This is a genomic window from Luteimonas sp. Soil_N_1, from assembly GCF_057656255.1.
In genome coordinates, this window is the sequence record NZ_JBDGKS010000001.1 from 1671503 (window position 1) to 1694921 (window position 23419).

At 68.2% G+C, this 23419-nt stretch carries 22 protein-coding genes; 3 read left to right on the forward strand and 19 right to left on the reverse strand.

Going from position 1 to position 23419, the window contains the following annotated elements:
• The first annotated feature begins 40 nt into the window (after window positions 1-40).
• Entirely contained in the window at window positions 41-451 is a 411-nt protein-coding gene (locus AC3A4E_RS07785; protein ID WP_487630934.1) for a DUF4870 domain-containing protein, read from the forward strand.
• 152 nt (window positions 452-603) lie between these two features.
• Window positions 604-1050, forward strand: coding sequence for a DUF4870 domain-containing protein (locus AC3A4E_RS07790; protein WP_487630935.1), 447 nt, complete (start codon window positions 604-606; stop codon window positions 1048-1050).
• A gap of 35 nt (window positions 1051-1085) precedes the next feature.
• Here AC3A4E_RS07790 and AC3A4E_RS07795 read toward each other — a convergent pair whose 3' ends face one another.
• From AC3A4E_RS07795 to tilS, 3 genes are read right to left on the reverse strand one after another with little or no spacing between them, the layout of a single operon-like run.
• Entirely contained in the window at window positions 1086-1985 is a 900-nt protein-coding gene (locus tag AC3A4E_RS07795; protein WP_487630936.1) for a farnesyl diphosphate synthase, read from the reverse strand.
• Window positions 1978-2250 (reverse strand): exodeoxyribonuclease VII small subunit, encoded by a 273-nt coding sequence (locus AC3A4E_RS07800; RefSeq protein ID WP_487630937.1) that lies wholly within the window; start codon window positions 2248-2250, stop codon window positions 1978-1980. The genes AC3A4E_RS07795 and AC3A4E_RS07800 overlap by 8 nt, the downstream gene beginning before the upstream one ends.
• Before the next feature lie 9 nt (window positions 2251-2259).
• The gene (gene tilS, locus AC3A4E_RS07805) at window positions 2260-3588 is read right to left on the reverse strand and encodes a tRNA lysidine(34) synthetase TilS (protein ID WP_487630938.1); all 1329 of its coding nucleotides are present in this window, start codon (window positions 3586-3588) and stop codon (window positions 2260-2262) included.
• Between the two features lie 150 nt (window positions 3589-3738).
• Here tilS and AC3A4E_RS07810 point away from each other — a divergent pair, with 150 nt between their 5' ends.
• Entirely contained in the window at window positions 3739-4800 is a 1062-nt protein-coding gene (locus AC3A4E_RS07810) for an NADH:flavin oxidoreductase/NADH oxidase (protein ID WP_487630939.1), read from the forward strand.
• A 4-nt stretch (window positions 4801-4804) separates the two neighbouring features.
• Here AC3A4E_RS07810 and AC3A4E_RS07815 read toward each other — a convergent pair whose 3' ends face one another.
• The 16 genes from AC3A4E_RS07815 to AC3A4E_RS07890 all read right to left on the reverse strand — a co-directional run bounded on the left by AC3A4E_RS07815 (window position 4805) and on the right by AC3A4E_RS07890 (window position 23328).
• Window positions 4805-5545: a tetratricopeptide repeat protein gene (locus AC3A4E_RS07815; protein ID WP_487630940.1), complete on the reverse strand. Its 741-nt coding sequence runs from the start codon at window positions 5543-5545 to the stop codon at window positions 4805-4807.
• Window positions 5546-5557: 12 nt separating this feature from the next.
• A complete protein-coding gene (locus tag AC3A4E_RS07820; protein WP_232137718.1) occupies window positions 5558-6517 on the reverse strand; it encodes an acetyl-CoA carboxylase carboxyltransferase subunit alpha in 960 nt (319 codons plus the stop codon).
• A 190-nt stretch (window positions 6518-6707) separates the two neighbouring features.
• Window positions 6708-10238 (reverse strand): DNA polymerase III subunit alpha, encoded by a 3531-nt coding sequence (dnaE, locus tag AC3A4E_RS07825; RefSeq protein WP_487630941.1) that lies wholly within the window; start codon window positions 10236-10238, stop codon window positions 6708-6710.
• Between the two features lie 146 nt (window positions 10239-10384).
• Entirely contained in the window at window positions 10385-11026 is a 642-nt protein-coding gene (gene rnhB, locus AC3A4E_RS07830; protein ID WP_232137715.1) for a ribonuclease HII, read from the reverse strand.
• Window positions 11023-12279 carry a lipid-A-disaccharide synthase gene (gene lpxB / locus AC3A4E_RS07835; protein ID WP_487630942.1) on the reverse strand — a complete coding sequence of 419 codons (1257 nt, stop codon included), beginning with the start codon at window positions 12277-12279 and terminating at the stop codon, window positions 11023-11025. The genes rnhB and lpxB overlap by 4 nt, the downstream gene beginning before the upstream one ends.
• A 27-nt stretch (window positions 12280-12306) precedes the next feature.
• Window positions 12307-13092, reverse strand: a complete 786-nt coding sequence (gene lpxA / locus AC3A4E_RS07840) for an acyl-ACP--UDP-N-acetylglucosamine O-acyltransferase (RefSeq protein WP_232137713.1) — start codon at window positions 13090-13092, stop codon at window positions 12307-12309.
• 1 nt (window position 13093) lies between these two features.
• Entirely contained in the window at window positions 13094-13549 is a 456-nt protein-coding gene (gene fabZ / locus AC3A4E_RS07845) for a 3-hydroxyacyl-ACP dehydratase FabZ (RefSeq protein WP_232137712.1), read from the reverse strand.
• Window positions 13546-14574 (reverse strand): UDP-3-O-(3-hydroxymyristoyl)glucosamine N-acyltransferase, encoded by a 1029-nt coding sequence (gene lpxD, locus AC3A4E_RS07850; RefSeq protein WP_487630943.1) that lies wholly within the window; start codon window positions 14572-14574, stop codon window positions 13546-13548. Before lpxD ends, fabZ begins: the two co-directional genes overlap by 4 nt.
• A 13-nt stretch (window positions 14575-14587) precedes the next feature.
• Window positions 14588-17131, reverse strand: coding sequence for an outer membrane protein assembly factor BamA (gene bamA, locus AC3A4E_RS07855; protein ID WP_487630944.1), 2544 nt, complete (start codon window positions 17129-17131; stop codon window positions 14588-14590).
• Window positions 17132-17198: 67 nt separating this feature from the next.
• Window positions 17199-18563: an RIP metalloprotease RseP gene (rseP, locus tag AC3A4E_RS07860; RefSeq protein ID WP_487630945.1), complete on the reverse strand. Its 1365-nt coding sequence runs from the start codon at window positions 18561-18563 to the stop codon at window positions 17199-17201.
• Window positions 18564-18572: 9 nt separating this feature from the next.
• Complete coding sequence (dxr, locus tag AC3A4E_RS07865; protein ID WP_487630946.1) at window positions 18573-19751, reverse strand: 1-deoxy-D-xylulose-5-phosphate reductoisomerase; 1179 nt, start codon at window positions 19749-19751, stop codon at window positions 18573-18575.
• A 43-nt stretch (window positions 19752-19794) separates the two neighbouring features.
• The gene (locus AC3A4E_RS07870) at window positions 19795-20634 is read right to left on the reverse strand and encodes a phosphatidate cytidylyltransferase (protein WP_487630947.1); all 840 of its coding nucleotides are present in this window, start codon (window positions 20632-20634) and stop codon (window positions 19795-19797) included.
• Window positions 20631-21401, reverse strand: a complete 771-nt coding sequence (uppS, locus tag AC3A4E_RS07875; protein ID WP_487630948.1) for a polyprenyl diphosphate synthase — start codon at window positions 21399-21401, stop codon at window positions 20631-20633. Before uppS ends, AC3A4E_RS07870 begins: the two co-directional genes overlap by 4 nt.
• A gap of 19 nt (window positions 21402-21420) precedes the next feature.
• Window positions 21421-21978 carry a ribosome recycling factor gene (gene frr / locus AC3A4E_RS07880; RefSeq protein WP_487630949.1) on the reverse strand — a complete coding sequence of 186 codons (558 nt, stop codon included), beginning with the start codon at window positions 21976-21978 and terminating at the stop codon, window positions 21421-21423.
• 99 nt (window positions 21979-22077) lie between these two features.
• Window positions 22078-22806: a UMP kinase gene (pyrH, locus tag AC3A4E_RS07885; RefSeq protein WP_487630950.1), complete on the reverse strand. Its 729-nt coding sequence runs from the start codon at window positions 22804-22806 to the stop codon at window positions 22078-22080.
• Window positions 22807-23052: 246 nt separating this feature from the next.
• Window positions 23053-23328, reverse strand: coding sequence for a hypothetical protein (locus tag AC3A4E_RS07890; protein ID WP_487630951.1), 276 nt, complete (start codon window positions 23326-23328; stop codon window positions 23053-23055).
• Between the last annotated feature and the right edge of the window lie 91 nt (window positions 23329-23419).

A 23419-nucleotide genomic window follows, 5' to 3' on the forward strand; every position in this document is an offset into this window, starting at 1 on the left:
GCGACCTGTAATCCTTTTCATCCAACCCGAGGCGTCCCGCATGAGCGAGTTCGACAAGTACACCACTGCACCGCCTCCCCCCGCCGGCGTTGCGTCCGCGGAAGAACGCCAGTGGGGCCTGTTCGGCCATCTGGCAGCGCTGACCGGTCTGTTCACCGGCGGCATCGGCAACATCGTCGGTCCGCTGGTGATCTGGCTGATCAAGAAGGACACCATGCCCTTCGCCGCCGACCAGGCGCGCGAGGCGCTGAACTTCAACATCACCCTGCTGATTGTCGGCGTCGTGCTGTTGCTGATCACCGTGGTGACCTTCGGCCTGGGCGTGGTGCTGACCATGCCGATCGGCCTGCTGCTCGGCATTGCCTGGCTGGTAATGACCATCGTCGGCGCGATGAAGGCGAACGATGGGGTGGCTTATCGCTATCCCTTTGCGCTGCGTCTGATCAAGTAAGCAATCAAGCCGGCTGCACCGCACAGGCTCCGGCGTCCGCGCCGGGGCCTGTTGCGTTGAGGGGGTGCCGGAAGTCCGGGTGACGTCCGCGTCTGGCGCGGCGTCCAGCGAACGCACAGGCTGCATGCACGATCCACGACCGGAGGTGTCCCATGCAGACCGCATCCTTTCCGCAGACCCTGCCTGCCAGCGACAGCCGCCACTGGGCGGCGGCGATGCATATCGGCGCACTGGTGCTCGCGCTGCTGACGAGCTGGATGTCGGGCATCGCCGGCGCGCTCGTGGCCGGTGTGGTCTACCTGGCCAAGCGCGACGACGACGCCTTCGTCGCCGCGCATGCGCGCGACGCGCTGAACTTCCATCTGAGCATGTGCCTCTACGCCTGCGCGATCTTCGTCGCGGCCATCGGCCTGCTCGGCGCCACGGTGCTGACGCTCGGCATCGGCGCGATCGTGACCCTGCCTGCCGGTCTGATGCTGGTGGCAGCGGCGTGTGGCCTCGCGATGCTGTGGCTGATCAGCAGCATTGTCGCTGCGGTGCGTGCCTTGAACGGCGAGCACTACCGGCATCCGCTGACGATCCGGTTCTTCGGCAGCTGAGTCTGATGAGGCGCGGGCGCGAGCGCGCCCCGGCTTCAGTAATCGCGTTCGATCGCACGGCGGCCGAGCGCCGCCAGCGGAGCGGTGGTCTCGCTGAACGGAACCAGCGCGTCCTGCATGCGCATCGCGAGAGCATCGAGGCGCGCGCGCGAAGCCTCGGCGCCGATCAACGCGGGGAACGTCGCCTTGTCCTGCGCGACGTCCTTGCCGGCGGTCTTGCCGAGCGTTGCGCTGTCGCCTTCGATGTCGAGCAGGTCGTCGCGAATCTGGAAGCCCAGGCCCAGCGCATCGGCGAAATCGTCCAGGCGCGCGTGCGTGCCTGCATCCACGCCTGCAGCGAGTGCGCCCAGCGCGACGGCGGCCCGCAGCAACGCACCGGTCTTCATCGCATGCAGGCGTTCGAGTGCGGCCACGCCGATGGAAGCGCCGTCGCCGGTCGCTGCCAGATCGAGCGCCTGACCGCCGCACATGCCGTTCGCGCCGGACGCACGCGCGAGCGTCGCGACCATTGCCAGACGGACCTCGGCAGCCAGCGGTGCTTCGGCGAGCAACGAGAACGCGAGGGTCTGCAGCGCATCGCCGGCGAGAATCGCCGTCGCCTCATCGAAGGCGACGTGCACGGTCGGCTGGCCGCGACGCAGGGCGTCGTCGTCCATCGCGGGCAGATCGTCATGGACCAGCGAGTACGCGTGTACGAGCTCGACCGCGGCGGCGGCGGCGTCTGCGGCGCCCGCAGGTGCACCGAACGCATGGGCGGTCGCGTGCACCAGCAGCGGACGCATGCGCTTGCCGCCCAACAGCACCGCATGCGCCATCGCGGCATGCAGGCGGGGCTCGCCGTTGGCGACGGTGTCGAGCGCCTGCTGCAGCGTGGCGTCGGTGCGTGCGCGCCAGGTCTCGATCAGCGCGGCGGTGTCACTCGCCGCGTCAGGCATCGGAATCGTCGACGGCGGCATCGCCGAAGGGCTGCGCGCGTTCGGGCGTTGCAGGGTCGCTGAGCAGCTTGACGCGCAGTTCGGCGTCTTCGAGTGCCTGCTGGCAACGCCGGAACAGGCCGACACCACGTTCGTAGGCGGCCAGTGAGTCTTCGAGGCTCAGCTCGCCGCCTTCCATGCGCTCGACCAGCGTCTCGAGCTGGGTCAGGGCGTTTTCGAAGTCGGCGACAGGACTGGTTTCGGCGGCAGCGGTTTTCTTCGGCATCCGCGGATTTTAAGCGATCGGCGCGTCGAGTACCGTGTGCATGGTGCCGGGCGGCGACCAGTGCAGCCGGCGGTCGCCGTCGCGCAGCCAGGCGTCGAAGCCGGCGTCGAAGGCGAGATCGCCGGCGGCCAGCACGCGGCTGTCGCCATCGACCAGCACCGGCAGCTGCGCGCGGACCCAGGGCGGCACGCCGAGCGACTGCAGCACGTGCTTGAGCGCGTGCGTGTGCGCACGGCCGGGCAGGCGGATGCGCTCGCCGCCGTGACGGGCCCGGACGCTCCACGCGCGGTCATCCGGTGCGCCGTCCAGCCACAGCCGGCCGCCATCGGGCAGCTGCAGCGGTGCACCGCCATTCCACTGCGCGGCGAAGCCGGCATCCAGCGGCGCCCGGATCGGCGCGGCCTGCAGCAGACAGCGCCAGCGTTGCAGGCGATGCCCGGCCCAGTCGAAGCGGGGCCCGCGATCCGCGCGGCCGGTGTCGATGTCGGCGTTGCACCAGTCGATCGCGCGCGCCGCCAGTGGTGGGAATTGAAGTTCCGCGATCCAGCGACGCAGGACGCGCGCGCGCCTCGCGACCGGGAGCAAGCGCAATGCGTCGAGTTGCAACACGGACGGATCACATGTCCGCGCCGTCGCCAGCGCCGCATCGTCGCCGGCAGCCAGCAGAGCGCTGGTTTCGGCCTGCAATGCCGCGACCGTCGACAGTGCGGCGTCGGCGTGCGGCCAGCGCGTGCGCAGCAGTGGTAGCACGCGATTGCGCAGGAAGTTGCGGCCCGCATCATCCACCGCGTTGCTCGGATCCTCGATCCATTCGAGACCGTGTGCCTGCGCGTAGGCCAACAGTTGCGCACGCGGCAGCGCGAGCAACGGCCGCCACAGCCACCCGCTCGCGAACGTCCGCAACGGTCGCATCGCTGACAGCCCATCAGGACCCGACGCACGCAGCGCACGCAGCAGCACGGTTTCGGCCTGGTCGTCGCGGTGATGGGCGAGGGCGAGTACATCGCCCGGCTCCAGTTGCGCGGCGAACGCGGCATGCCGCGCGGCACGTGCAGCCGCTTCTGGACCTTCGCCGCTGTCACGCGCCACGTCGACCCGGACCACACTGCACGGCACCTCGAAACGTCCGCAGGTCGTCACGCAGTGCGCGGCCCATTCGTCCGCGCCGGCCTGCAGGCCGTGATGGACATGCACCGCGCGCAAGCCTCGCGCGCGCAGCGCAGGCGTCTGGGCGAGTGCGTGCAGCAGCACGCTGGAATCCAGTCCGCCGCTGTAGCCGACGACGAGGCAGCCATGTGCATCAGGCGGCAGGTCCGGCAGCGGCAGATCGATCGGCATGCCGACATGGTAGCGAGGCAGGCGCGTTCCGCGTTTCTCCGGCGAGCGGCGAGGATCGCGCACGGACGCGATGCAGCGATCCGGTGGTGCGGTCGTCCCGCAGCGCGAGGCAGCCTACAGTCGCGGATCGCATTCGCAGGAAGTGCCCGCATGTCCGCCCTGTTCACCCCGTTCCGCCAGCGCGATCTGACGCTGCGCAACCGCATCGCGGTCTCGCCGATGTGCCAGTACGCATCCGTCGATGGCCTGCCCGATGACTGGCACCGGGTGCATCTGGGCAGCCGCGCGGTCGGCGGCGCCGGACTGGTGATGACCGAGGCCTGCGCGGTGTCGCCCGAAGGCCGGATCTCGCCGCAGGACGCCGGCATCTGGAACGACGCGCAGGTGCAGGCCTGGGCGCCGATCGCGCACTTCATCCGCGCGCAGGGCGCGGTGCCGGCGATCCAGCTGGGCCACGCCGGACGCAAGGCCAGCACGGCCGTGCCGTGGCGCGGGCGCAGCGCGGTGCCGGTCGCCGAGGGCGGCTGGCAGGTCGTGGCGCCGTCGGCGTTGGCCTACAACGCGGAGTATCCGGCGCCGCAGGCGCTCGACGTGGCCGGCATCGCGCAGGTCGTCGACGATTTCCGCGCGAGTGCGTTGCGCGCGTTGGCCGCGGGTTTCGAAGTTGCCGAACTCCACGCCGCGCACGGCTATCTGCTGCACCAGTTCCTGTCGCCGCTGTCTAACACGCGCGACGACGCCTGGGGTGGCAGTTTCGACAATCGCGTGCGCGTGGTGCTCGACGTCGTCGACGTGGTACGCGGCGTTTGGCCCGAACGCCTGCCGCTGTGGGTGCGCATCTCGGCGAGCGACTGGGTCGAAGGTGGCTGGGATGTCGAGCAGAGCGTCGAACTCGCGCGCTTGCTGAAGGATCGCGGCGTGGACCTGGTCGATACCTCGAGTGGTGGCCTGTCGCCGCTGCAGTCGATCGAGGCGGTGCCGGACTACCAGGTGCCCTTCGCACGGCGTATCCGCGACGAGGTCGGTATCGCAACCGGCGCGGTCGGCCTGATCACGACGCCGGCGCAGGCCGAGCGCATCGTCGCCGAAGGCGATGCCGACCTCGTGCTGCTGGCGCGCGAATTGCTGCGCGATCCCTACTTCCCGCGTCGCGCGGCGCGGGAACTGGGCGTCGAGATCGAGACGCCGGACCAGTACCTGCGCGCGTGGTGATGCGTCAGGCGCGCGATTCGCGCTTGGCGATGTCGACCCACTCGCGCTGCTCGCGGCGGTAGTACGCAGGCGCCAGATCCACGCGGCGCAGCGTGTCGGCGTACAGCGTCCGGGCCCTGTCCGTCTGCCCGTGACGTTGCAGCAGGCCCGCGTAACGGACGCGGGCTTCTTCGCCGGGGTAATCCTGGATCAGCGCTTCGTACTCTTCGACGGCGGCAGTGAAATCGTCGCCGGCTTCGACCGCGCGGGCGTAGAGCAGATGGCCGTCGTGCGAACGGAAGTCCGGGTTCGCGGCGATCAGCGCGTCGAGTGTCTCGCGCGCGGCGGAGGGTTCGCCGCGATGGAACTGCGCCTGCGCCAGCCCGAGCATCAGCGTCGGGTCGGTCGCGTACAGGCCGCGCAGCGCGTCGCGATACAGGGTCTCGGCGGCGGCGTAGTCGCCATCGTCGAGCTTGCGCTCGGCGAGCCGGCGGCGGTTGTCGAGCGTGTCGGCGATCTCCAGATCGCGGCTGGCCGCACGCGTGTGGCGCGTGGGGTCGATCCGGTCGCGCACGCGTCCCAGCGCACGGTTCGCGCCGCGGTTGCTGCGCAGTTCGGGCAACACTTCGGCGAGCAGATACACCAGCACGCCGATGTAGGAGCCGATCAGCAGGATGAAGATCCAGTACAGCGGGCGGCCGGTGCGGACCACGTGCACGCCGCAGCCGATCTGCAGCAGGATCGAGAGCAGCAGGATCGGCCCCATCGTGTCGCTCCCTTATGCCGCCTCGTACGCCCCATAGCTGCGCAGGCGCTCGTAGCGGCGCTGCAGCAGCGTCTCGACCGGCAACTGTTCCAGCTGGTCGAGTTCGTTCATCAGCACGGCCTTGAGGCGCGTCGCGGTCTGGCGCGGATTGCGGTGCGCGCCGCCGATCGGCTCGCGCACCACCTTGTCGACAAGGCCCAGCGACTTGAGCCGCTTGGCGGTGAGGCCGAGCTGCTCGGCGGCGTCGCGCGCCTTGCCTGCGTCCTTCCACAGGATCGACGCGCAGCCTTCGGGCGAGATCACCGAATAGGTGCTGTATTCGAGCATCAGCGTGCGATCGCCGACGCCGATCGCCAATGCGCCGCCCGAGCCGCCTTCACCGATCACGGTACAGATGATCGGGGTCTTGAGTTCGGCCATTTCCAGCAGGTTGCGGGCGATGGCTTCGGACTGGCCGCGCTCTTCCGCGCCGATGCCGGGATACGCGCCCGGCGTATCGATGAAGGTCAGCAGCGGAAGCTTGAAGCGCTCGGCCATCTTCATCAGCCGCAGCGCCTTGCGGTAGCCCTCGGGGCGCGGCATGCCGAAATTGCGGCGCACCTTGGTCTTGGTGTCGCGGCCCTTCTGGTGGCCGATGATCACCACGCTGCGGCCGTCGATGCGGCCCAGACCACCGACGATCGCGGCGTCGTCGGCATAGGCGCGATCGCCGGCCAGTTCCTCGAACTCGTCGCAGATGCTGCGGATGTAGTCGTTGGTGTACGGGCGCTGCGGGTGGCGGGCGAGCTGCGAGACCTGCCACGGCGTAAGGTCGCGGAAGATGTGCGCGGTGCGCTTGCGCAGCTTGTCGCGCAGCGTGGCGAGCTCGGCGTCGATATTGACCGCCGGGCCGTCGCTGGCCTGGCGCAGTTCCTGGATCTTCGCTTCGAGATCGGCGATGGGCTGTTCGAAGTCGAGGTAATTCGGATTCATTCGGGAGAGCCGTCCGTTGGGAGGCGACCGCGGTGCGGACCCGGGCGCAGTGCGCCACGCGGGCCCGGCCGGAGCCGGAAAGGGCGACAGTCTAGCGGAGAGCGCCCATTGGGGCCGTACGAGGGCGTCTGGATCGCAGATCGCCGCATGTTGGCGGATGTTGCGGAGCCGGATGCGGCGCAGTTTGCGCTCAGTTGGCCCAGGGCTTGGCGATGTCCAGCCTGGCGATGCGCACGCCGGCCTGGGCGCGCAGGGTGCCGGGCAGCTCGGCGTCCACGCGCACCGAGTGCGCGCCGTTGACGTCGAGCGTGCCGGCGCTGCCGGCCTCCAGCAGCAGGTCCAGACGCAGCGGGGTCTTGCCGGGGCGATGCTGGGCCAGTACCTGCTCCACGCGCGCCAGTGTGCCGGGCACGCGCAGGTCCAGACGCAGCGACAGCCGTCGCGCGTGCTCGGGGCAGACGGTGTGGAAATCCCAGCAACGCTTCACCCGCAGCGCGAAGCCGCCGCTGAACTCGTCCTCGCGCAGGCCGCCTTCGACGATCAGGATGCGGTCGCGCGTCAGCAGATGCGCGTACTCGCTGCTGGCATCGGCGAAAAAGCCGCATTCGAGCCGGCCGCGACCGTCTTCCAGCAGCACGAAGGCCTGCGAGTCGCCGCGCTTGCGCATCGCGCCGACCTGGCCGGCGATGATCACCTGGGTTTCCGGACGCCAGCTGTTGCCGCCGCCCTTCTGGTCGCGCGCCGCCCACAGGCTGTCGAGCTGGCCCAGATCGGTGCCGACCAGCGCCTGCAGTTCGTCGCGATAGGGATCGAGCGGATGGCCGCTGAGGTAATGGCCCAGCGTGTCGCGCTCGCCGTCGAGTTTCTGCTTGAGCGGCCATTCCTCGCACTCGGGCAGATCGATATGCAGCGCATCGCTGTCGCCGACGCTGCTGCCGAACATGTCGACGATGCCGGCGCTGCGGTTGCGCGCAAGCTGGTCGGTCGCCTTCAGCGCCTCGGGCAGCTGCAGCATCAGCGAGGCGCGGTTCTTGCCGAGCGCGTCGAGCGCACCGGCATTGATCAGCGCTTCGAGCGTGCGCTTGTTGAGGCGCGAGGAATCGACGCGGCGGCAGAAATCCAGCAGGTCGGGGAACACGCCCGCTTGCACACGCGCCTCGACGATGTTCTCGCAGGCGCCGCGGCCGACGCCCTTCACTGCGCCGAGCCCGTAGCGGATGGTCTGCGGATCGATGGCCTCGAACATGTAAGCCGATGCGTTGACGTCGGGCGGCAGCACGTCCAGGCCCATCGTCCGCGCTTCGGTCAGGAAGCCGGTGACCTTGTCGGTGTTGTCCATGTCCGACGACAGTACCGCGGCCATGAATTCGGCCGGGTAATGCACCTTCAACCACGCCGTCTGGTAGGCGACCAGCGCGTAGGCGGCGGAGTGCGACTTGTTGAAGCCGTACTCTGCGAACTTCTCCATCAGGTCGAAGATCTGCGTGGCCTGGACCGGGTCCACCGCGTTCGCCGCCGCGCCGGCTTCGAACTTGGCGCGCTCCTTGGCCATCTCCTCGGGCTTCTTCTTGCCCATCGCGCGACGCAGCATGTCCGCGCCGCCCAGCGAATAGCCGGCCAGGACCTGGGCGATCTGCATCACCTGTTCCTGGTAGACGATGACGCCGTAGGTCGGCGACAGCACCGGTTCCAGAGACGGATGCGGATAGCTCACGTCCGTGCGGCCGTGCTTGCGGTCGACCCATTCCTTGTCCATCCCCGAACCCAGCGGGCCGGGACGGAACAGCGCGGCGAGCGCGATGATGTCTTCGAACGTGTCGGGCTGCGCGCGCTTGAGCAGCTCGCGCATGCCGCGCGATTCGAACTGGAACACCGCAACCGTGTCGCCGCGCGCGAACAGCTTGTAGCTTTCGATATCGTCGAGCGGCAGTGCGGCGATGTCGAGCGGCGCTTCGTCCGCGGTGGCGCGGCGCGCGTTGATCGCCTTGACCGCCCAGTCGATGATCGTGAGCGTGCGCAGGCCGAGGAAGTCGAACTTCACCAGGCCGATCGTCTCGACGTCGTCCTTGTCGAACTGGGTGACCGGATTGCGGCCGCGGCCGCCTTCGTCGTGTTCGGCGAACAGCGGGCAGAAATCGCTGAGCGGCGACGGCGCGATCACCACGCCGCCGGCGTGCTTGCCGGCGTTGCGGGTCAGATCCTCGAGCTGCAATGCGAGATCGAGCAGATCGTGGACATCGTCCTCGTCGTTGTAACGCGCGATCAGTTCATCGGAGCGCCAGGCATCGTCGCTGCGCGACTTGTCGGTGCGTCCGAGCGCGTCTTCCAGACCGATGCCCAGCGTCGGCGGCACCAGCTTGGAGATGCCGTCGACCATGCCGTAGGGATAGCCGAGCACGCGGCCGGTATCGCGCACCACGGCCTTCGCGGCCATGGTGCCGTAGGTGATGATCTGGCTGACGCGGTCGCGGCCGTATTTCGCGGCGACGTAGTCGATGACCTCGTCGCGGCGGTCCATGCAGAAGTCGATGTCGAAGTCGGGCATCGACACGCGTTCGGGATTGAGGAAGCGCTCGAACAGCAGGTCGTAGGGCAGCGGATCGATGTCGGTGATCTTCAGCGCCCATGCGACCAGCGAGCCGGCGCCGGAACCACGGCCCGGGCCGACGGGGATGTCGTGTTCCTTGGCCCACTTGATGAAGTCGGAGACGATCAGGAAGTAGCCGGGGAACCCCATCTTGCAGATGACGTCGAGCTCGACATCGAGGCGTTCGATGTAGCTCTCGCGCGTGTGTCCGGCCGCGACCGGATACTTCTCCAGACGCTCGACCAGACCATCGTGCGACTGCGAGCGGATCCAGGTGTCGAGCGTGTGGTCGCTCGGTACGGGATACGCAGGCAGGTAGTAGGTGCCCAAGCGCAGTTCGAGATTGCAGCGCTGCGCGAGCGCGAGCGTATTGTCGATCGCATCGGGCACGTCGGAAAACAGCGCGGCCATCTCATCGGCCGACTTCAGGTACTGCTCGCGCGTGTAGAGCTTCGGTCGGCGCGGATCGTCGAGCACGCGGCCGGTCGAGATGCACACGCGCGCTTCGTGCGCGTCGAAGCCTTCGGCATCGAGGAAGCGCACGTCGTTGCCGGCGATCACCGGCAGCGACAGGTCGGACGACACCTGCAGCGCGAGCGCGTTGTGCACGGCTTCGTCGTCGAAGCCGCAGCGGGTGAGCTGCAGGAACAGGCGATCGTCGAAGACCTCGCGCCACTGCGCGTACCACTGCCGGGCGAGATCATCGCGGCCACCGGCCAGCAGCTTCGCCGCCGGGCCATGACGACCCGCGATCACGAACAGGCCGGTATTCGCCTCGCGCAGCCACTCGGGGCGCACGACGACGCCATCGGTGCGATGGCCTTCCATCCACGCGCGCGTGAGCAGGCGCGACAGCGACAGATAGCCATCGTGGTCGCGGCAGAGCAGGGTCAGCGTCGAGGCCGGTTCGTCGCCTTCGGCGAGTGAGATGTCGGCGCCCATCACCGGCTTGATGCCTGCGCCCTCGGCCGCCTTGTAGAACTTCACCAGCGCGAACAGATTGTTGCGATCGGTCAGCGCGACCGACGGCTGGTCGAGCGCGGCGCAGCGTTTCACCAGCTCCTTGATCCGGATCGTCGAATCGGAGAGCGAGTATTCGCTGTGGACGTGCAGGTGGGCGAAGCGCGCGGACATTGCAGGGGCGTGGCAACCGGAGGGTCAGGTTAGGGCCGGGGCGGGGGCCGGACAAGGCTTGACAGGGAGCGGGGCGCGCTCTGGCGCGGCGGGGGTGTGCCGGCTCACCGGGAACGGTTCAGTCGTGGGCGTCCGGCGCGCGGAAATCAGGCCGGCAATGGCTCGGCGAACAGGTCTGCGGTCGTGGGTTCGGCGATGACATCCGACACGGCTTCGGGCAGCAGACGCGACACCGGTGCGAAGCTGCGGCGGTGATGCACGCAGGGGCCGTGCGCGAGCAGCGCGGCGAGATGCGTCGGCGCGCTGTAGCCCTTGTGCCGGTCGAACCCGTAATCGGGAAACTGCGCATGCAGTTCGACCATCGCGCGATCGCGCGCGACCTTGGCGAGAATCGAGGCCGCCATGATCGACTGCTCGATCGCGTCGCCGCCGACGATCGCGCGTGCGGGGCAGGGCAGGCCGCGCGGCAGGCGGTTGCCGTCGATCAGCACGCGTTCGGCCGCGGGCGCGAGCGCCTGGACTGCGCGCGCCATGCCGACCATCGTCGCCTGGAAGATGTTGATGCGATCGATCTCGTCGACATCGACGAACTCCACCCGCCACGCCAGCGCCCGTTCGACGATCTGTGGGTAGAGGGCCTCGCGACGTTTTTCCGTCAGCTTCTTGGAATCGTCTAGGCCGTCGATCGGGCGCTTCGGATGCAGGATCACCGCCGCGACGACGACCGGTCCGGCCAGCGGCCCACGCCCGGCCTCGTCGACACCGGCGATACGCAGGCGTCGGGTCACAACGTCTGCCCGGGTGCGGAAGGCGCAGGCAGCGCGGGCACGGCGAGACGCGCGACGGCATCGGCTGCGGTCGCCGATGCGCCCTGGCGCAGCTGCAGATGCAGATCGCGATAGACCGGCTGCAGCGCATCGGCGGCAGCTGGATCGCAGAACCAGTGCAGCACCGCGGCGGACAGGTTTTCGGGCGTGCAGTCTTCCTGCATGAACTCCGGCGCGATCGTACGACCGGCGAGCACGTTGGGCAGCGAGAAGCGATCGACCTTCATCAGTTTGAAGAGGCGCACGAGAAACGCGGTACTCGGCGCGATGCGGTAGCTAACCACCATCGGGCGTTTGGCCAGCAATGCTTCCAGCGTCGCGGTACCCGAGGCGAGCAACACGACATCACTGGCCACCATCGCGGCGCGCGCCTGGCCGTCAAGCACGCGCACATCGAGCGTGGAAAAGCGGGGGTGTGCGAGCAATGCATCGATCGCGGCGCGGCAGCCGGCGTTCGCGGCCGGCACGACGATCTGCAGGCCGGGCAGGGCGGCGGCGACACGCGCGGCGGCATCGAGGAACACCTCGCCGAGCCGGCCGATCTCGCCAAGGCGCGAGCCCGGCAACACCGCCAGCACGGGCGCGTCCTGCGGCAGCCCGAGCGCATCGCGCGCGGCGGCGCGATCGGGCTCCAGCGCCACCATCTCCGCCAGCGGATGACCGACGAAGCGCGCGTCGACGCCATGCGTCGCATAGATCGGCGGCTCCATCGGGAACAGACACAGCACGAGGTCCGCGCTGCGACCGATCTTCGCCGCGCGCCCCTGTCGCCAGGCCCAGATCGACGGGCTGACGTAATGCACGGTGCGGATGCCGCGGTCCTTGAGCGTGCGCTCCAGACCCAGATTGAAATCGGGCGCGTCGATGCCGATGAACACATCCGGGCGCCAGTCGATCAGGCGCGCGCACAACGTCTTGCGCAATCGCAGCAGGCGCGGCAGATGGCGCAGCACTTCCGACAGCCCCATGACCGCGAGTTCGGACGCGTCGTGCCAGGTTTCCATGCCGGCCGCGCGCATCGCATCGCCGCCGACACCTGCGAAGATCGCTTGCGGATAGCGCGCGCGCAGCTGTTCGATCAGGCCGGCGCCGAGCAGGTCGCCGGATGCTTCGCCGGCGACGAGTGCGATGCGCAGCGGCGCACCGGACGTGCGGTCGTCGATCAGGGACACGGATGCGGGCGCGGGACTGGACACGGTGGCATTGTGCGACATCGACGGATCGTCGTGCCGCAGAAGCGGTCAACGCAGCAGCGGACGATCGCCTGCCTCGATGAAATCGAGAAACGCGCGCACGTCTTCGCTGCCCTGCGCCATCTCTTCCAGACGCACGCGCGCATCGGCCAGCGAATCGCCCGACACGTACAGGGCGCGGTAGGCGCGCTTGATCGCCGAAGTGCGTGCGCTGTCGAAGCCGCGGCGCTTCAGGCCTTCGGCGTTGATGCCGCGCGGCCGGCCGTAGCCGTCCTGCGCCACCATCACGAACGGCGGCACGTCGCCGTTGACGAACGCGCCCATGCCGATGAACGCATGCGCGCCGATCCGGCAGAACTGGTGGATGCCGACGAAGCCGCTGAGGATCACGTGGTCGCCGACGGTGACGTGGCCGGCCAGCGTGGCGTTGTTCGAGAACACGCAGCGGTTGCCGACCACGCAATCGTGCGCGACGTGCGTGTAGGCGAGGAACCAGTTGTCGTCGCCGACGCGGGTGATGCCGCCACCGTCGCCGGTGCCGCGATTGATCGTGACGAATTCGCGGATCGTGTTGCGGTCGCCGATCACCAGTTCGGCGCGTTCGCCGGCGAACTTCTTGTCCTGCGGCTCGCCGCCGATCGCGGCATGGCCGTGGATGTGGTTCTCGCGGCCGATACGCGTCGGCCCATGGATGCTGGAGTGTGGTCCGACGATGGTGCCGGCGCCGATCTCGACGTCCGGGCCGATCAGCGTGAACGCACCGATGCGCACGTCGTCGCCCAGCGTCGCGCCGGGATCGACGACCGCGCTGGGATGGACCTGCGCAGCGCCCATGTCAGCGCGGGACCTCGGCGCAGAGGATCTCCGCGCATGCCGCCTGTTCGCCGTCCACACGCGCGATGCCGCTGTACATCGTCATGTTGCGGATCTCGCGCTTGATCGTGACCTCGAGCTCGAGACGATCACCCGGCACCACCATGCGCGAGAACTTCGCAGCGTCCACCTTGACCAGATACGACAGATTGCCTTCGCAATCCTTGCCCTTGGTCAGATGGGTCAGGATGCCGCCGGCCTGCGCCATCGCCTCGACGACGAGCACGCCCGGCATCACCGGTTGACCGGGGAAATGGCCCTGGAAGAACTCCTCGTTGGCCGAGACGTTCTTGTAGCAGAGCACGCGCTTGCCGTGCTCGAACTCGACGACGCGGTCGACGAGCAGGAACGGATAGCGGTGCGGCAGCAGCTTGTGGATGCCGTCGATGAGGATCGGCAGCGTGATCTGTTCGGTCATGGTTCCCCCTTCCCGAGCGCCGTGACGCGACGCGCGAGCGAATCGAGCTGGCGGATCCGGACGGCATTCTTCCGCCACTCGCGCGTGGGCTGGGCGGGAATGCCGGCGGAATATTCGCCAGGCTCGGTGATGGATGCGGACACCATCGTCATCGCGTGGACGACGACCTTGTCGCAGATTTCGAGATGGCCGGCGACGCCGACCTTGCCGGCGAGCAGGCAGTAACTGCCGATCTTCGTGCTGCCGGCAATGCCGACGCAGCCCGCGATCGCGGTATGCGCACCGATGCGCACGTTGTGTCCGATCTGGATCAGATTGTCGAGGCGCACGCCTTCGGCGAGCGTGGTGTCTTCCAGTGCGCCGCGGTCGATCGTCGTATTGGCGCCGATGTCGCAATCGTCGCCGACGACCACACCGCCGAGCTGCGGCACATTGATCCAGCGTCCGGCATCCATCGCCAGGCCGAAGCCTTCCGAGCCCAGTACCGCGCCCGGATGGATGGTGACGCGGGCACCCAGACGCACGCGCTTGACCAGGGTCACGCGGGCGATCAGGCGACTGCCGTCACCGACGACACAATCCTCGCCGATCACGCAGCCGGCGCCGATGGTCGCGCCAGCGCCGATCAGGCTGCGCGCGCCGATGCTGACGTGCGGGCCGATCGACGCTGAAGCATCTACCTGCGCACTCGGATCGACGACCGCGGAGGTGTGGATGCCCACGGGCGCATCGCTGACAGGATCGAACAGCGCGGCGATCTTCGCGTAGGCGACGTAGGGATCCTTCGCGATCAGTGCGGTGCCGGGGTAACCGTGCGCATCCGCCTCGCGCAGCACCACGATGCCGGCCGTGGTGTCGGCCAGCTGCGGGCGATAGCGCGGGTTGGAGAGGAACGCGAGCTGGCCAGCGGTTGCGGTGGCCAGCGTCGCGACACCGGCGACCGAGGTCTCCGGCGCACCGTGGACAACGAGACCGAAGCGCTGCGCGAGCGCTTCGGCGGTATGGCGGGTCTGCGTGTCGGTCATCGGTCGCGCTGAATCAGAACGCGCCGCCGAAGGTGAACTGCAGACGCTCGACTTCGTCGCCCTGCTTGATCAGCTCACCCGAGCCACCGCGCACTTCCTTCTGCTGGCGCAGGGGGTACGAGTAGCTGATCGAGATCGGGCCGACCGGCGCACGCCACATCAGCGCGACGCCCGCCGAGGCGCGCAGTTCCTTCGCGTCCCAGCTGTCGACGTCCTTGTAGACGTTGCCGAAGTCGACGAAGGCCGAAATGCGTGCCGCCGGCGACTTGATCAGCTGCGGGAAGAACATTTCCGCAGAGCCAATCGTCTTGACCGCACCACCGATGGGCTGCAGGAAGCTGCTGCCGAATGCGGACTCGCGCGGACCCAGCGTGTTGTCGCGGAAGCCGCGGACCGAGCGCGGGCCACCGGCGTAGAAGTTCTCGTAGAACGGCAGGCCGCTGGCGGTGATCGTGCGGATGTAGTCGGGCGAGGTCAGGTCGCAGGGATCACTGTTGACCGGCACTGGCGGGTTCGGATTGGCTTCGGTGGGCGGTGTCGGCGCGGTGAAGCACACATTGCGCACGACGTCGCTGCCGTAGCTGTCGCCGTAGCCGAGCTCGGCGCGCGTGTTGAGCACCAGATGGCGGTTGATCGGCCAATACTTGGAGATCTCGTAGTTGAGCTTGTAGTACTCGGCGGTCGAGCCGGGCAGGGTGGTTTCGAGCGACACACGCTGCATCATGCCGCGCGTGGGCTGCAGGTAATCGTTGCGGGTGTCGCGCGCCCAGGCCAGCTCGCTGCGCCACGCGTGGAAGGTGCGCGAACCGAAGGCATCGACGTAGTCGACGATCGACTCGGGCGAAGCGCCGCGGAAGGTGAAGATCTGGTTGCGGTCGACGCCGAACAGCAGCGAGATCGAGTCGTTCTCGGTCAGCGGGATGCCCAGGATGGTCTGGCCTGCGGCGCTGGTCGAGGAGTACTGCGCGGTGTTGAACTCGGAGTTGTCGAACTCGCGCCACCACAGGTTGTAGCCCAGCGACATGCCGCCGTCGGTGAAGTACGGGTTCATGAAGGAGAACGAGTAGCGCTGCAGGTAGACGTTGCGCTGCGCTTCCACCGACACGCGGTTGCCGCTGCCCAGGAAGTTGTTCTGCGACAGCTGCACCGACGTGGTGACGCCGGCCAGCTGCGAGTAACCCAGGCCGAACACGAAGCTGCCCGACGTGGTCTCGGTGACGCTGAACACCACATCGACTTCGTCGTTGCTGCCGGGCACCGGCTGGCTTTCGACGTTGACACTGCCCGATTCGAAGTAGCCCAGACGCTGCAGGCGGACCTTGGAGCGGTCCACGGCGGCCTGCGAATACCAGCTGCCTTCGAACTGGCGCATCTCGCGGCGCATCACTTCGTCGGCGGTGCGGTCGTTGCCGCGGAACTGGATGCGGCGGACCTGGACGCGCGGGCCCGGCACGACCTGCATGTTGATCGACACCGTGCGGTTCTCACGGTCGACTTCCGGAATCGGATTCACCTGCGCGAATGCGTAACCGATGTTGCCCAGCGTCGCGATGATCGCGTCCGAACTCAGTTCGAGCAGAGCACGCGAGAACACCTGGTCCTTCTGTACGAAGACCCGGCTGCGGATTTCCTCTTCGGGCAGCACCAGGTTGCCGGTGACCTGCACGTCCGACACCTTGTAGATCTCGCCTTCGGTGATACCGGCGGTGATGAACATGTCGGCCTTGTCGGGGCTGATCGAGACCTGGATGCTGTCTTCGCTGAAGTCGATGTAGCCGCGGTCGAGGTAGAAGTTGTGCAGCTTCTCGCGGTCGCCCTCGAGCTTCTCGCGCGAGTACTGGTCGTCACGGCGGTACCAGCTGAGCCAGTTCGACTCGCCCGATTCCCAGTTGTCGGTCAGCGTGTCGAGGTCGTAGACCTCGTTGCCGACGATGTTGATGTGGCGGATCTTGGCAGCCTTGCCTTCCTCGACGTTGATCGCGATGTCGACGCGGTTGCGGTCCAGGCGCGACACCGTCGGCGTGATCTTGACGTTGTACTTGCCGCGGTTGTTGTACTGCCGCACCAGTTCCTGGGTCACGCGGTCGAGATCGAGGCGGTCGAAGGTCTCGCCTTCCGACAGGCCGATATCGTTCAGACCCTTCATCAGGTCTTCGCTCTTGATGTCCTTGTTGCCCGTCAGCGTCAGCCGGTTGATCGCCGGGCGCTCGGTCACCGTGAACACCAGGATGTCGCCCTGACGCGCGACCTGGATGTCTTCGAAGAAGCCGGTGCGATACAGCGCGCGGACAGCGTCGCTGATGCGGGTCGGGTTGACGGAATCGCCACGCTCGACCGGCAGGTAGGTGAACACGGTGCCCGCGCCGATGCGCTGCAGGCCGTCGACGCGGATGTCGCTGACCGTGAAGCTGCTGGCGCTGGGGGGCGCCAACGGCGGCAGGGCGGCGGGTGCCGGCGCGGCCACGGGTGCGTTCGCTGCCGTCTGGGCCCAGGCCGGTGCGGCGATCACCGCGGCGAGGGCGAGGGCAAGCAGGCGGCGGTCAGGCATTCGCGTCATCTTTGAATCCGGGTAGGGGAGAGGTTCCGGCGCATTACGCGCGGCGGAATCCAGGTCGGGGCAGGTGTCAGCGCACGAGTTGGAGGATGTCGTTGTAGAACGCCAGGCCCATCAGGCTGACCAGCAGGGCCAGGCCAACGTATTGCCCGGCCACCATCGCGCGCTCGCTGACCGGGCTGCCTTTGACCAACTCGATAAGGTAATACAAGAGGTGTCCCCCATCCAGCAGCGGGATGGGGAGGAGGTTCAGGATCGCCAGGCTCAGCGACAGCAGGGCGAGGATCGTCAGGTACCACGCAGGCCCCTGGCCGGCATAGGTATTGGCCGCGCGCGCGATCGTGATCGGCCCGGCCACGGTGTTCTCGATGGCGACCCGGCCGGTGAAGGCGCGACCGATCATGCCGACCAGCTGGCCGGTCAGATGGCCGACTTCGTGGAACGCCGCCGGCACCGACGCGAACACGCCGTACTGCTGGATGGCGTCCTTCGGCGGCAACGGCAGGTCGCGCGGCGGTGCGATGCCGAACGCCCAGTACTCGCCACGTCCGTCAGGCAGTTCCATGCGCCTGGGGGTCATTTCCAGCGCGAGGCGCTCGCCGCCACGATCGACCTCGACCATCGCCTGGCCGCCGCGATCGCCGAGCGTCTGCACCAGCGGGCCGATGTCCTCGAACACGCGGACCGGACTGCCGTCGATGGCGGTGAGGCGGTCGCCTTCGGCCAGCACGCCCCAGGCCGCGGATTCGGGTTCGACGCGGCCCACGACCGCCGGCAGCAGCAGATGCCGCGGCCACAGGCCGATCGCCGGCGTGATGCGGCGCTGGTCGAAATCCTGGGGGAGCTGGGACAGACGCAGTTCGCGCACGACCTGGCGGTCGCGCTCGTCGGTCACGCGCAGGGCGACGTCCTCGCGATCCAGCGCGGCCGGCAGCAGGGCGAGCTGCACCTCCATCCACGTCGGCGTCTCGCGGTCGCCGACCGCGTCGATGTGGTCGCCCGCACGCAGTCCGGAGATTTCGGCGATGCCGCTGGCCTGGCCGACGACGGGCGCGTAATCGGGCCGGCCGATGACGAACATCGCCCACAACAGCGCCACGCACAGGATCAGGTTGGCGATCGGTCCGGCGGCGACGATGGCGATGCGCTTCCAGACCGATGCGCGATTGAAGGCTTCGTGTGCTTCGGCTTCCGGCACCGGGCTTTCGCGCTCGTCGAGCATCTTGACGTAGCCGCCCAGCGGGATCATCGCGATCTGGTAGACCGTGCCGTCCTTGCCGCGGCGCGACCACAACGCGCGGCCGAATCCGACCGAGAACCGCAGCACGCGCACACCGCAGCGGCGCGCGACCCAGTAGTGGCCGAACTCGTGGAAGGTGACCAGCACGCCCAGGCTGACGATCAGCCACCACACCGAGCCGAAGAATTCAGACATCACGCTTGCTCAATGGATGGCACCGGTTTCGATCGCCTGCGTGGCGACGTGGCGCGCGCGCGCGTCGGCATCGCGCAGCACGGCCAGCGACGCCGCGTCAGCGGCAGGAAGCGTGTCGAGCACGTGCTCGACCAGCGTGGGAATGGCTAGAAAACGCAGGTGCCCCTGAAGAAAGGCTGAAACCGCCACTTCGTTGGCCGCGTTCAGCAGCGCAGGCGCAGTGCCGCCGGCAGCCAATGCGCCGCGGGCGAGGGCCAGACAGGGGAATGCGTCGGTATCCGGCGCCTCGAAATCGAGGCGGCCGTGTTGCAGCAGGTCCAGGCCCGTCACGCCGGAGGCGATGCGGTCTGGATAGCCCAGGCCGACGGCGAGCGCAGTGCGCATGTCGGGCAATCCCAGCTGGGCGAGGGTGGAACCGTCGATGAACTCCACGAAGGAGTGCACCAGGCTCTGCGGATGCACGAGGACATCGAGGCGCTCGACCGGCGTCGCGAACAGGTGGTGGGCTTCGATCAGCTCCAGCCCCTTGTTCATCAGCGTGGCGGAGTCGACAGAGATTTTCGGCCCCATCGACCATTTCGGATGGGCGACGGCCTGGGCGGGCGTCACGTCGGCGAGCGATGCACGATCGCGACCGCGGAACGGGCCACCGGACGCGGTCAGGATGATGCGCGCAACGCCGCTGCAGTCGCCGTCCGCGGGCAGGCATTGATGGATCGCGTTGTGTTCGCTGTCGATCGGCACGATGGTCGCGCCCGCGTCGCGCGCGGCCTGCATCATCAGCGCGCCGGCCAGCACCAGCGACTCCTTGTTGGCCAGCAGCACACGCTTGCCGGCGCGCAGCGCGGCCAGCGTGGAATCGAGTCCGGCGGCGCCGACGATTGCGGCGACGACCGTGTCGCAGGTGTCTGCATCGCTGGCGAGCGCATCGAGCGCGGGCATGCCGGCGTGCGGCGTGGTGTCGAGGCCGGCGTCGCGCAGCGCTGTCGCCAGCGCGTCGAGCAACGCGGCATCGGCGATCACCGCGTGGTCCGGGCGATGCGTGACACACAGCGCGACCAGTGCCGCCACGTTGCTGCCCGCCGCCAGCACGCTGGCGCGCAGGCGATCAGGATGCCGCGCGATGACATCCAGCGCCGAGGTGCCGATCGAACCGGTGGCGCCGAAAACTGCGACCTTGCGGATCATGCGCGGCACATCCGGCCGCGGCACGCGGATACGGACTGCATCGTCAGAAGCCGAGCCAGATCTGGCCGAATGCGAACACCGGCAACGCGGCGAGCACGCTGTCGAGGCGATCGAGCACGCCGCCATGACCGGGAATCAGCGTGCCCGAGTCCTTGGCGCCGACGTGCCGCTTGAGCAGGCTTTCGAACAGATCGCCGACCACCGATGCCAGCACCGTCAGCACTGCGACGAGTGCGACCAGCGGCAACTGCGCCACCGTCGCGCCGGCCAGCGGTGCGAACGCGACCGCGACGACGACACCGGCGACGACACCGCCTGCCAGGCCCTCGATGGTCTTGTTCGGGCTGATGCGCGGCGCCAGCTTGTGCTTGCCGAACTTGCGGCCCGCGAAATACGCGCCGGTGTCGGTGGCCCAGACGATCGCCAGCGCCAGCAGCAGCCAGCGGTTGCCGTGGCCGCCGTTCTCGCCTGCGTGGATCACGCACAGCGCGGCCCAGGCGGGAATCACCGCCAGCGTGCCGGCAGCGAGCTTGAACACCCGTGCCTTGGTGTCGTGGTCGGACGCGAAGTCGTAGTGGCGCAGCCACAGGGTTGCCAGCAGCCACCAGCCCACGCCCACCATCGCCAGGATCTTCAGCAGCACCAGTGACCCGCCGCCGGTCGCCGATGCCCAGACCACCGCGACCATCAGCAGCAGGTTGAGCAGCAGCAGCGCGGTGCGGGCGAGGGTGTCGTCGATGTCGGTCAGGCGCAGCCATTCCCACAGCGCTGCAAGGAAGATGATCGCCGAGACCGCGGCCATCCACGGCGTATTGAGCAGGAGTACCGCCGCGATGGCGACGGGCGCCATCAGCAGGGCGGCGAGGATGCGGGTCGATGTCATGGGTGGCCCTCCACGGGCGGTGCATCCTGGGCGTTGGCGACCTGCTCGCCGGTGAGTCCGAAACGGCGCTCGCGCGACGCGTAGACGCGCAAGGCCTGTTCCAGTTCCTCGACGCCCAGTTCGGGCCAGAGGGTCTCGGTGAACCACAGTTCGGTGTAGGCCAGCTGCCACAGCAGGAAATTGCTGATGCGCAGATCGCCGCCGGTGCGGATGAAGAGATCGGGCTCGGGCAGGTCGGCCAGTGCGACCCGCCTGGCGATCGCGGCCTCGTCGATCTGCTCGGGACGCATGCGACCGGCCGCGACATCCTCGGCCAGCGAACGCGCCGCCAGCGCGATGTCCTGGCGTCCGCCGTAACTGGCGGCCACCGCCAGTGTCAGGCGCGTATTGCCGGCGGTCAGCGCTTCGGCCGCCGCCATGCGAGCGCGGATCGCATCGCTGAAGCGGTCGCGCTCGCCGATGAAGCGCAGGCGCACGCCACGACGGTGCAGTTCGCCGACTTCACGGTCCAGTGCACCGAGGAACAGCTTCATCAGCGCGCCGACTTCCTCATCGGGGCGGCCCCAGTTTTCGCTGGAGAACGCGAACAGGGTGAGCGCGCGGACGCCGCGTTCGAGGCAGAAGTCGATGCAGAGATTGACCGTGCGCGCCCCGGCCCGGTGACCGATGGCGCGCGGACGCTTGCGGCGCGCGGCCCAGCGCCCGTTGCCGTCCATGATCACGGCGATGTGGCGCGGGACGGCGCCGGTGGTGTGCGGTTCGTTCATGCGGACTGCGGTCGGGCCGTCAGACCGTCATCAGTTCCTGTTCCTTGCCCTTGACCACCTCGTCGACGTCCTTGATCGCCGAGTCGGTGACCTTCTGGATCTCGTCTTCGCTGCGGCGCACATCGTCCTCGGAAACGAGCTTTTCCTTGAGGAGTTCCTTGATCTGCTGGTTGGCGTCGCGGCGGATGTTGCGGATGGCGACCTTGGTGTCTTCGCCTTCGCTGTGCACGACCTTCGACAGTTCCTTGCGGCGCTCTTCGGTCAGGGCGGGCAGGTTGAGGCGGATCGTCGTGCCGGCGGTATTCGGGGTCAGTCCCAGATCGGAGGCGAGGATCGCCTTTTCGATCGCGCCGACGATCTGCTTCTCCCACGGGGTGATCATCAGCGAACGCGCGTCGGATACCGCAACGCTGGCGACCTGGTTCAGCGGCATTTCCGAGCCGTGGTAGTTGACCTTGATGTGGTCGACCAGCGCGCTCGTCGCGCGGCCGGTGCGCACCTTGACCAGCGTGTGCTTAAGCGCGTCCACGCTCTTGGCCATGCGGGCCTGCGTGTCTTTCTTGATGTCATTGAGCATGGAAGGCCCCGGTCCGTGTGCGGAATCGGACGATTATAAGCGCCCGGCAGCGGTGACGGGGCCGGCATGCATGCCGCAGCGCGGCACGCAGCCCTGCAGTCAGCTGCGACCCTGCACGAGCGTGCCGATGGCTTCGCCGCGCAGGATGCGCAGCAGCACGCCGGGCTGGCTCATGTCGAAGATGCGCAACGGCAGATCGGAATCGCGCGCGAGGGCGAATGCCGCGGTGTCCATGACTTCCAGGCCCTGACGCAGTACTTCGTCGTAGGTCAGGCGGTCGTAACGCTTGGCATCCGGCACCTTCTTCGGGTCGGCGTCGTACACGCCATCGACCTTGGTCGCCTTCAGCAGCAGATCCGCGCCGATTTCGATGCCACGCAGCGCGGCGCCCGAATCGGTGGTGAAGAACGGGCTGCCGACGCCGGCGGCGAAGATCGCGATGCGGCCCTTCTCCATGTGGCGGATCGCGCGTCGGCGGATGTAGTCCTCGCAGACGTCGTTGATCTTGATCGCGCTCATGACACGCGCACGCGCGCCACGCTTCTCGAGCGCATCCTGCATCGCCAGCGCGTTGATCACCGTGGCCAGCATGCCCATCTGGTCGCCGGTCACCCGGTCCATGCCGCCGGCCGCAAGGCCCGCGCCGCGGAAGATGTTGCCGCCGCCGATTACCAGGCCGACTTCGGCGCCGGCCTTCTGCGCCTCGATCACTTCATCTGCCAGCCGGCCGATCACCTTGGGATCGATGCCGTAATCCTCGTCTCCCATCAGGGCCTCGCCGGACAACTTGAGCAGGACGCGGCGGTAGGCGAGCGGGGCAGACGACATGCGGTAACTCCGGGGGCGAGGACGGTGCGGATTCTAGGGGATCGACGCTTGCCGTGCGCGGATCCGCTGCCACATGCTGTGTCCTGCAGCGTGCTTTCGTGACGCAGGTGCCGGCCGGGGCGGGCGATGTGCTGACGTCCGATGTCGGCGACCGCAAGGCGGATCGATCGCGACGAAACTGCGTCAGGCAGGCGCCGGCCACCGGGCTGCGGACGCGTCCGGCAGGTCAACGTTCCGCGACGCCGCTCAGACGCCTCCGGTGTCCCGGTCTTCCGGCGCCCTCCCGTCGGAATCCTCGTTTTCACCGGTCTCGGGCGGAACCGCGTCGACACTGCCATCGGCGTGGACGCGGCGTTCGAACGCGGGGCCCGATGTCAGCGACGCATCGTTGCCTTCGGCGGACCGGTTGTTGTCATGGGCGTACGCGTCACCACGAGCCGCCTTGCGGTCGTTGACCGCCACGTGGTCGGCCTGCTGGACCTGATCGGGATTGTTGGCGGAGCCGGGTGCGTCAGGCGTCATGGCGGCGGTTCTCGTGGTCGGGGCCACTGAAGGTGAGCGCGTGCATGACGTTGCGCCGTGAATCGGACGGCGATGCGCATACAGCAGGCGC

Coding starts and splice junctions, on each gene's coding strand:
- AC3A4E_RS07785 (WP_487630934.1), top strand. CDS start 41: ATGAGCGAGTTCGACAAGTACACCACTGCACCGCCTCCCCCCGCCGGC.
- AC3A4E_RS07790 (WP_487630935.1), top strand. CDS start 604: ATGCAGACCGCATCCTTTCCGCAGACCCTGCCTGCCAGCGACAGCCGC.
- AC3A4E_RS07795 (WP_487630936.1), bottom strand. CDS start 1,985: ATGCCTGACGCGGCGAGTGACACCGCCGCGCTGATCGAGACCTGGCGC.
- AC3A4E_RS07800 (WP_487630937.1), bottom strand. CDS start 2,250: ATGCCGAAGAAAACCGCTGCCGCCGAAACCAGTCCTGTCGCCGACTTC.
- tilS (WP_487630938.1), bottom strand. CDS start 3,588: ATGCCGATCGATCTGCCGCTGCCGGACCTGCCGCCTGATGCACATGGC.
- AC3A4E_RS07810 (WP_487630939.1), top strand. CDS start 3,739: ATGTCCGCCCTGTTCACCCCGTTCCGCCAGCGCGATCTGACGCTGCGC.
- AC3A4E_RS07815 (WP_487630940.1), bottom strand. CDS start 5,545: ATGGGGCCGATCCTGCTGCTCTCGATCCTGCTGCAGATCGGCTGCGGC.
- AC3A4E_RS07820 (WP_232137718.1), bottom strand. CDS start 6,517: ATGAATCCGAATTACCTCGACTTCGAACAGCCCATCGCCGATCTCGAA.
- dnaE (WP_487630941.1), bottom strand. CDS start 10,238: ATGTCCGCGCGCTTCGCCCACCTGCACGTCCACAGCGAATACTCGCTC.
- lpxB (WP_487630942.1), bottom strand. CDS start 12,279: ATGTCGCACAATGCCACCGTGTCCAGTCCCGCGCCCGCATCCGTGTCC.
- lpxA (WP_232137713.1), bottom strand. CDS start 13,092: ATGGGCGCTGCGCAGGTCCATCCCAGCGCGGTCGTCGATCCCGGCGCG.
- fabZ (WP_232137712.1), bottom strand. CDS start 13,549: ATGACCGAACAGATCACGCTGCCGATCCTCATCGACGGCATCCACAAG.
- lpxD (WP_487630943.1), bottom strand. CDS start 14,574: ATGACCGACACGCAGACCCGCCATACCGCCGAAGCGCTCGCGCAGCGC.
- bamA (WP_487630944.1), bottom strand. CDS start 17,131: ATGACGCGAATGCCTGACCGCCGCCTGCTTGCCCTCGCCCTCGCCGCG.
- rseP (WP_487630945.1), bottom strand. CDS start 18,563: ATGTCTGAATTCTTCGGCTCGGTGTGGTGGCTGATCGTCAGCCTGGGC.
- dxr (WP_487630946.1), bottom strand. CDS start 19,751: ATGATCCGCAAGGTCGCAGTTTTCGGCGCCACCGGTTCGATCGGCACC.
- AC3A4E_RS07870 (WP_487630947.1), bottom strand. CDS start 20,634: ATGACATCGACCCGCATCCTCGCCGCCCTGCTGATGGCGCCCGTCGCC.
- uppS (WP_487630948.1), bottom strand. CDS start 21,401: ATGAACGAACCGCACACCACCGGCGCCGTCCCGCGCCACATCGCCGTG.
- frr (WP_487630949.1), bottom strand. CDS start 21,978: ATGCTCAATGACATCAAGAAAGACACGCAGGCCCGCATGGCCAAGAGC.
- pyrH (WP_487630950.1), bottom strand. CDS start 22,806: ATGTCGTCTGCCCCGCTCGCCTACCGCCGCGTCCTGCTCAAGTTGTCC.
- AC3A4E_RS07890 (WP_487630951.1), bottom strand. CDS start 23,328: ATGACGCCTGACGCACCCGGCTCCGCCAACAATCCCGATCAGGTCCAG.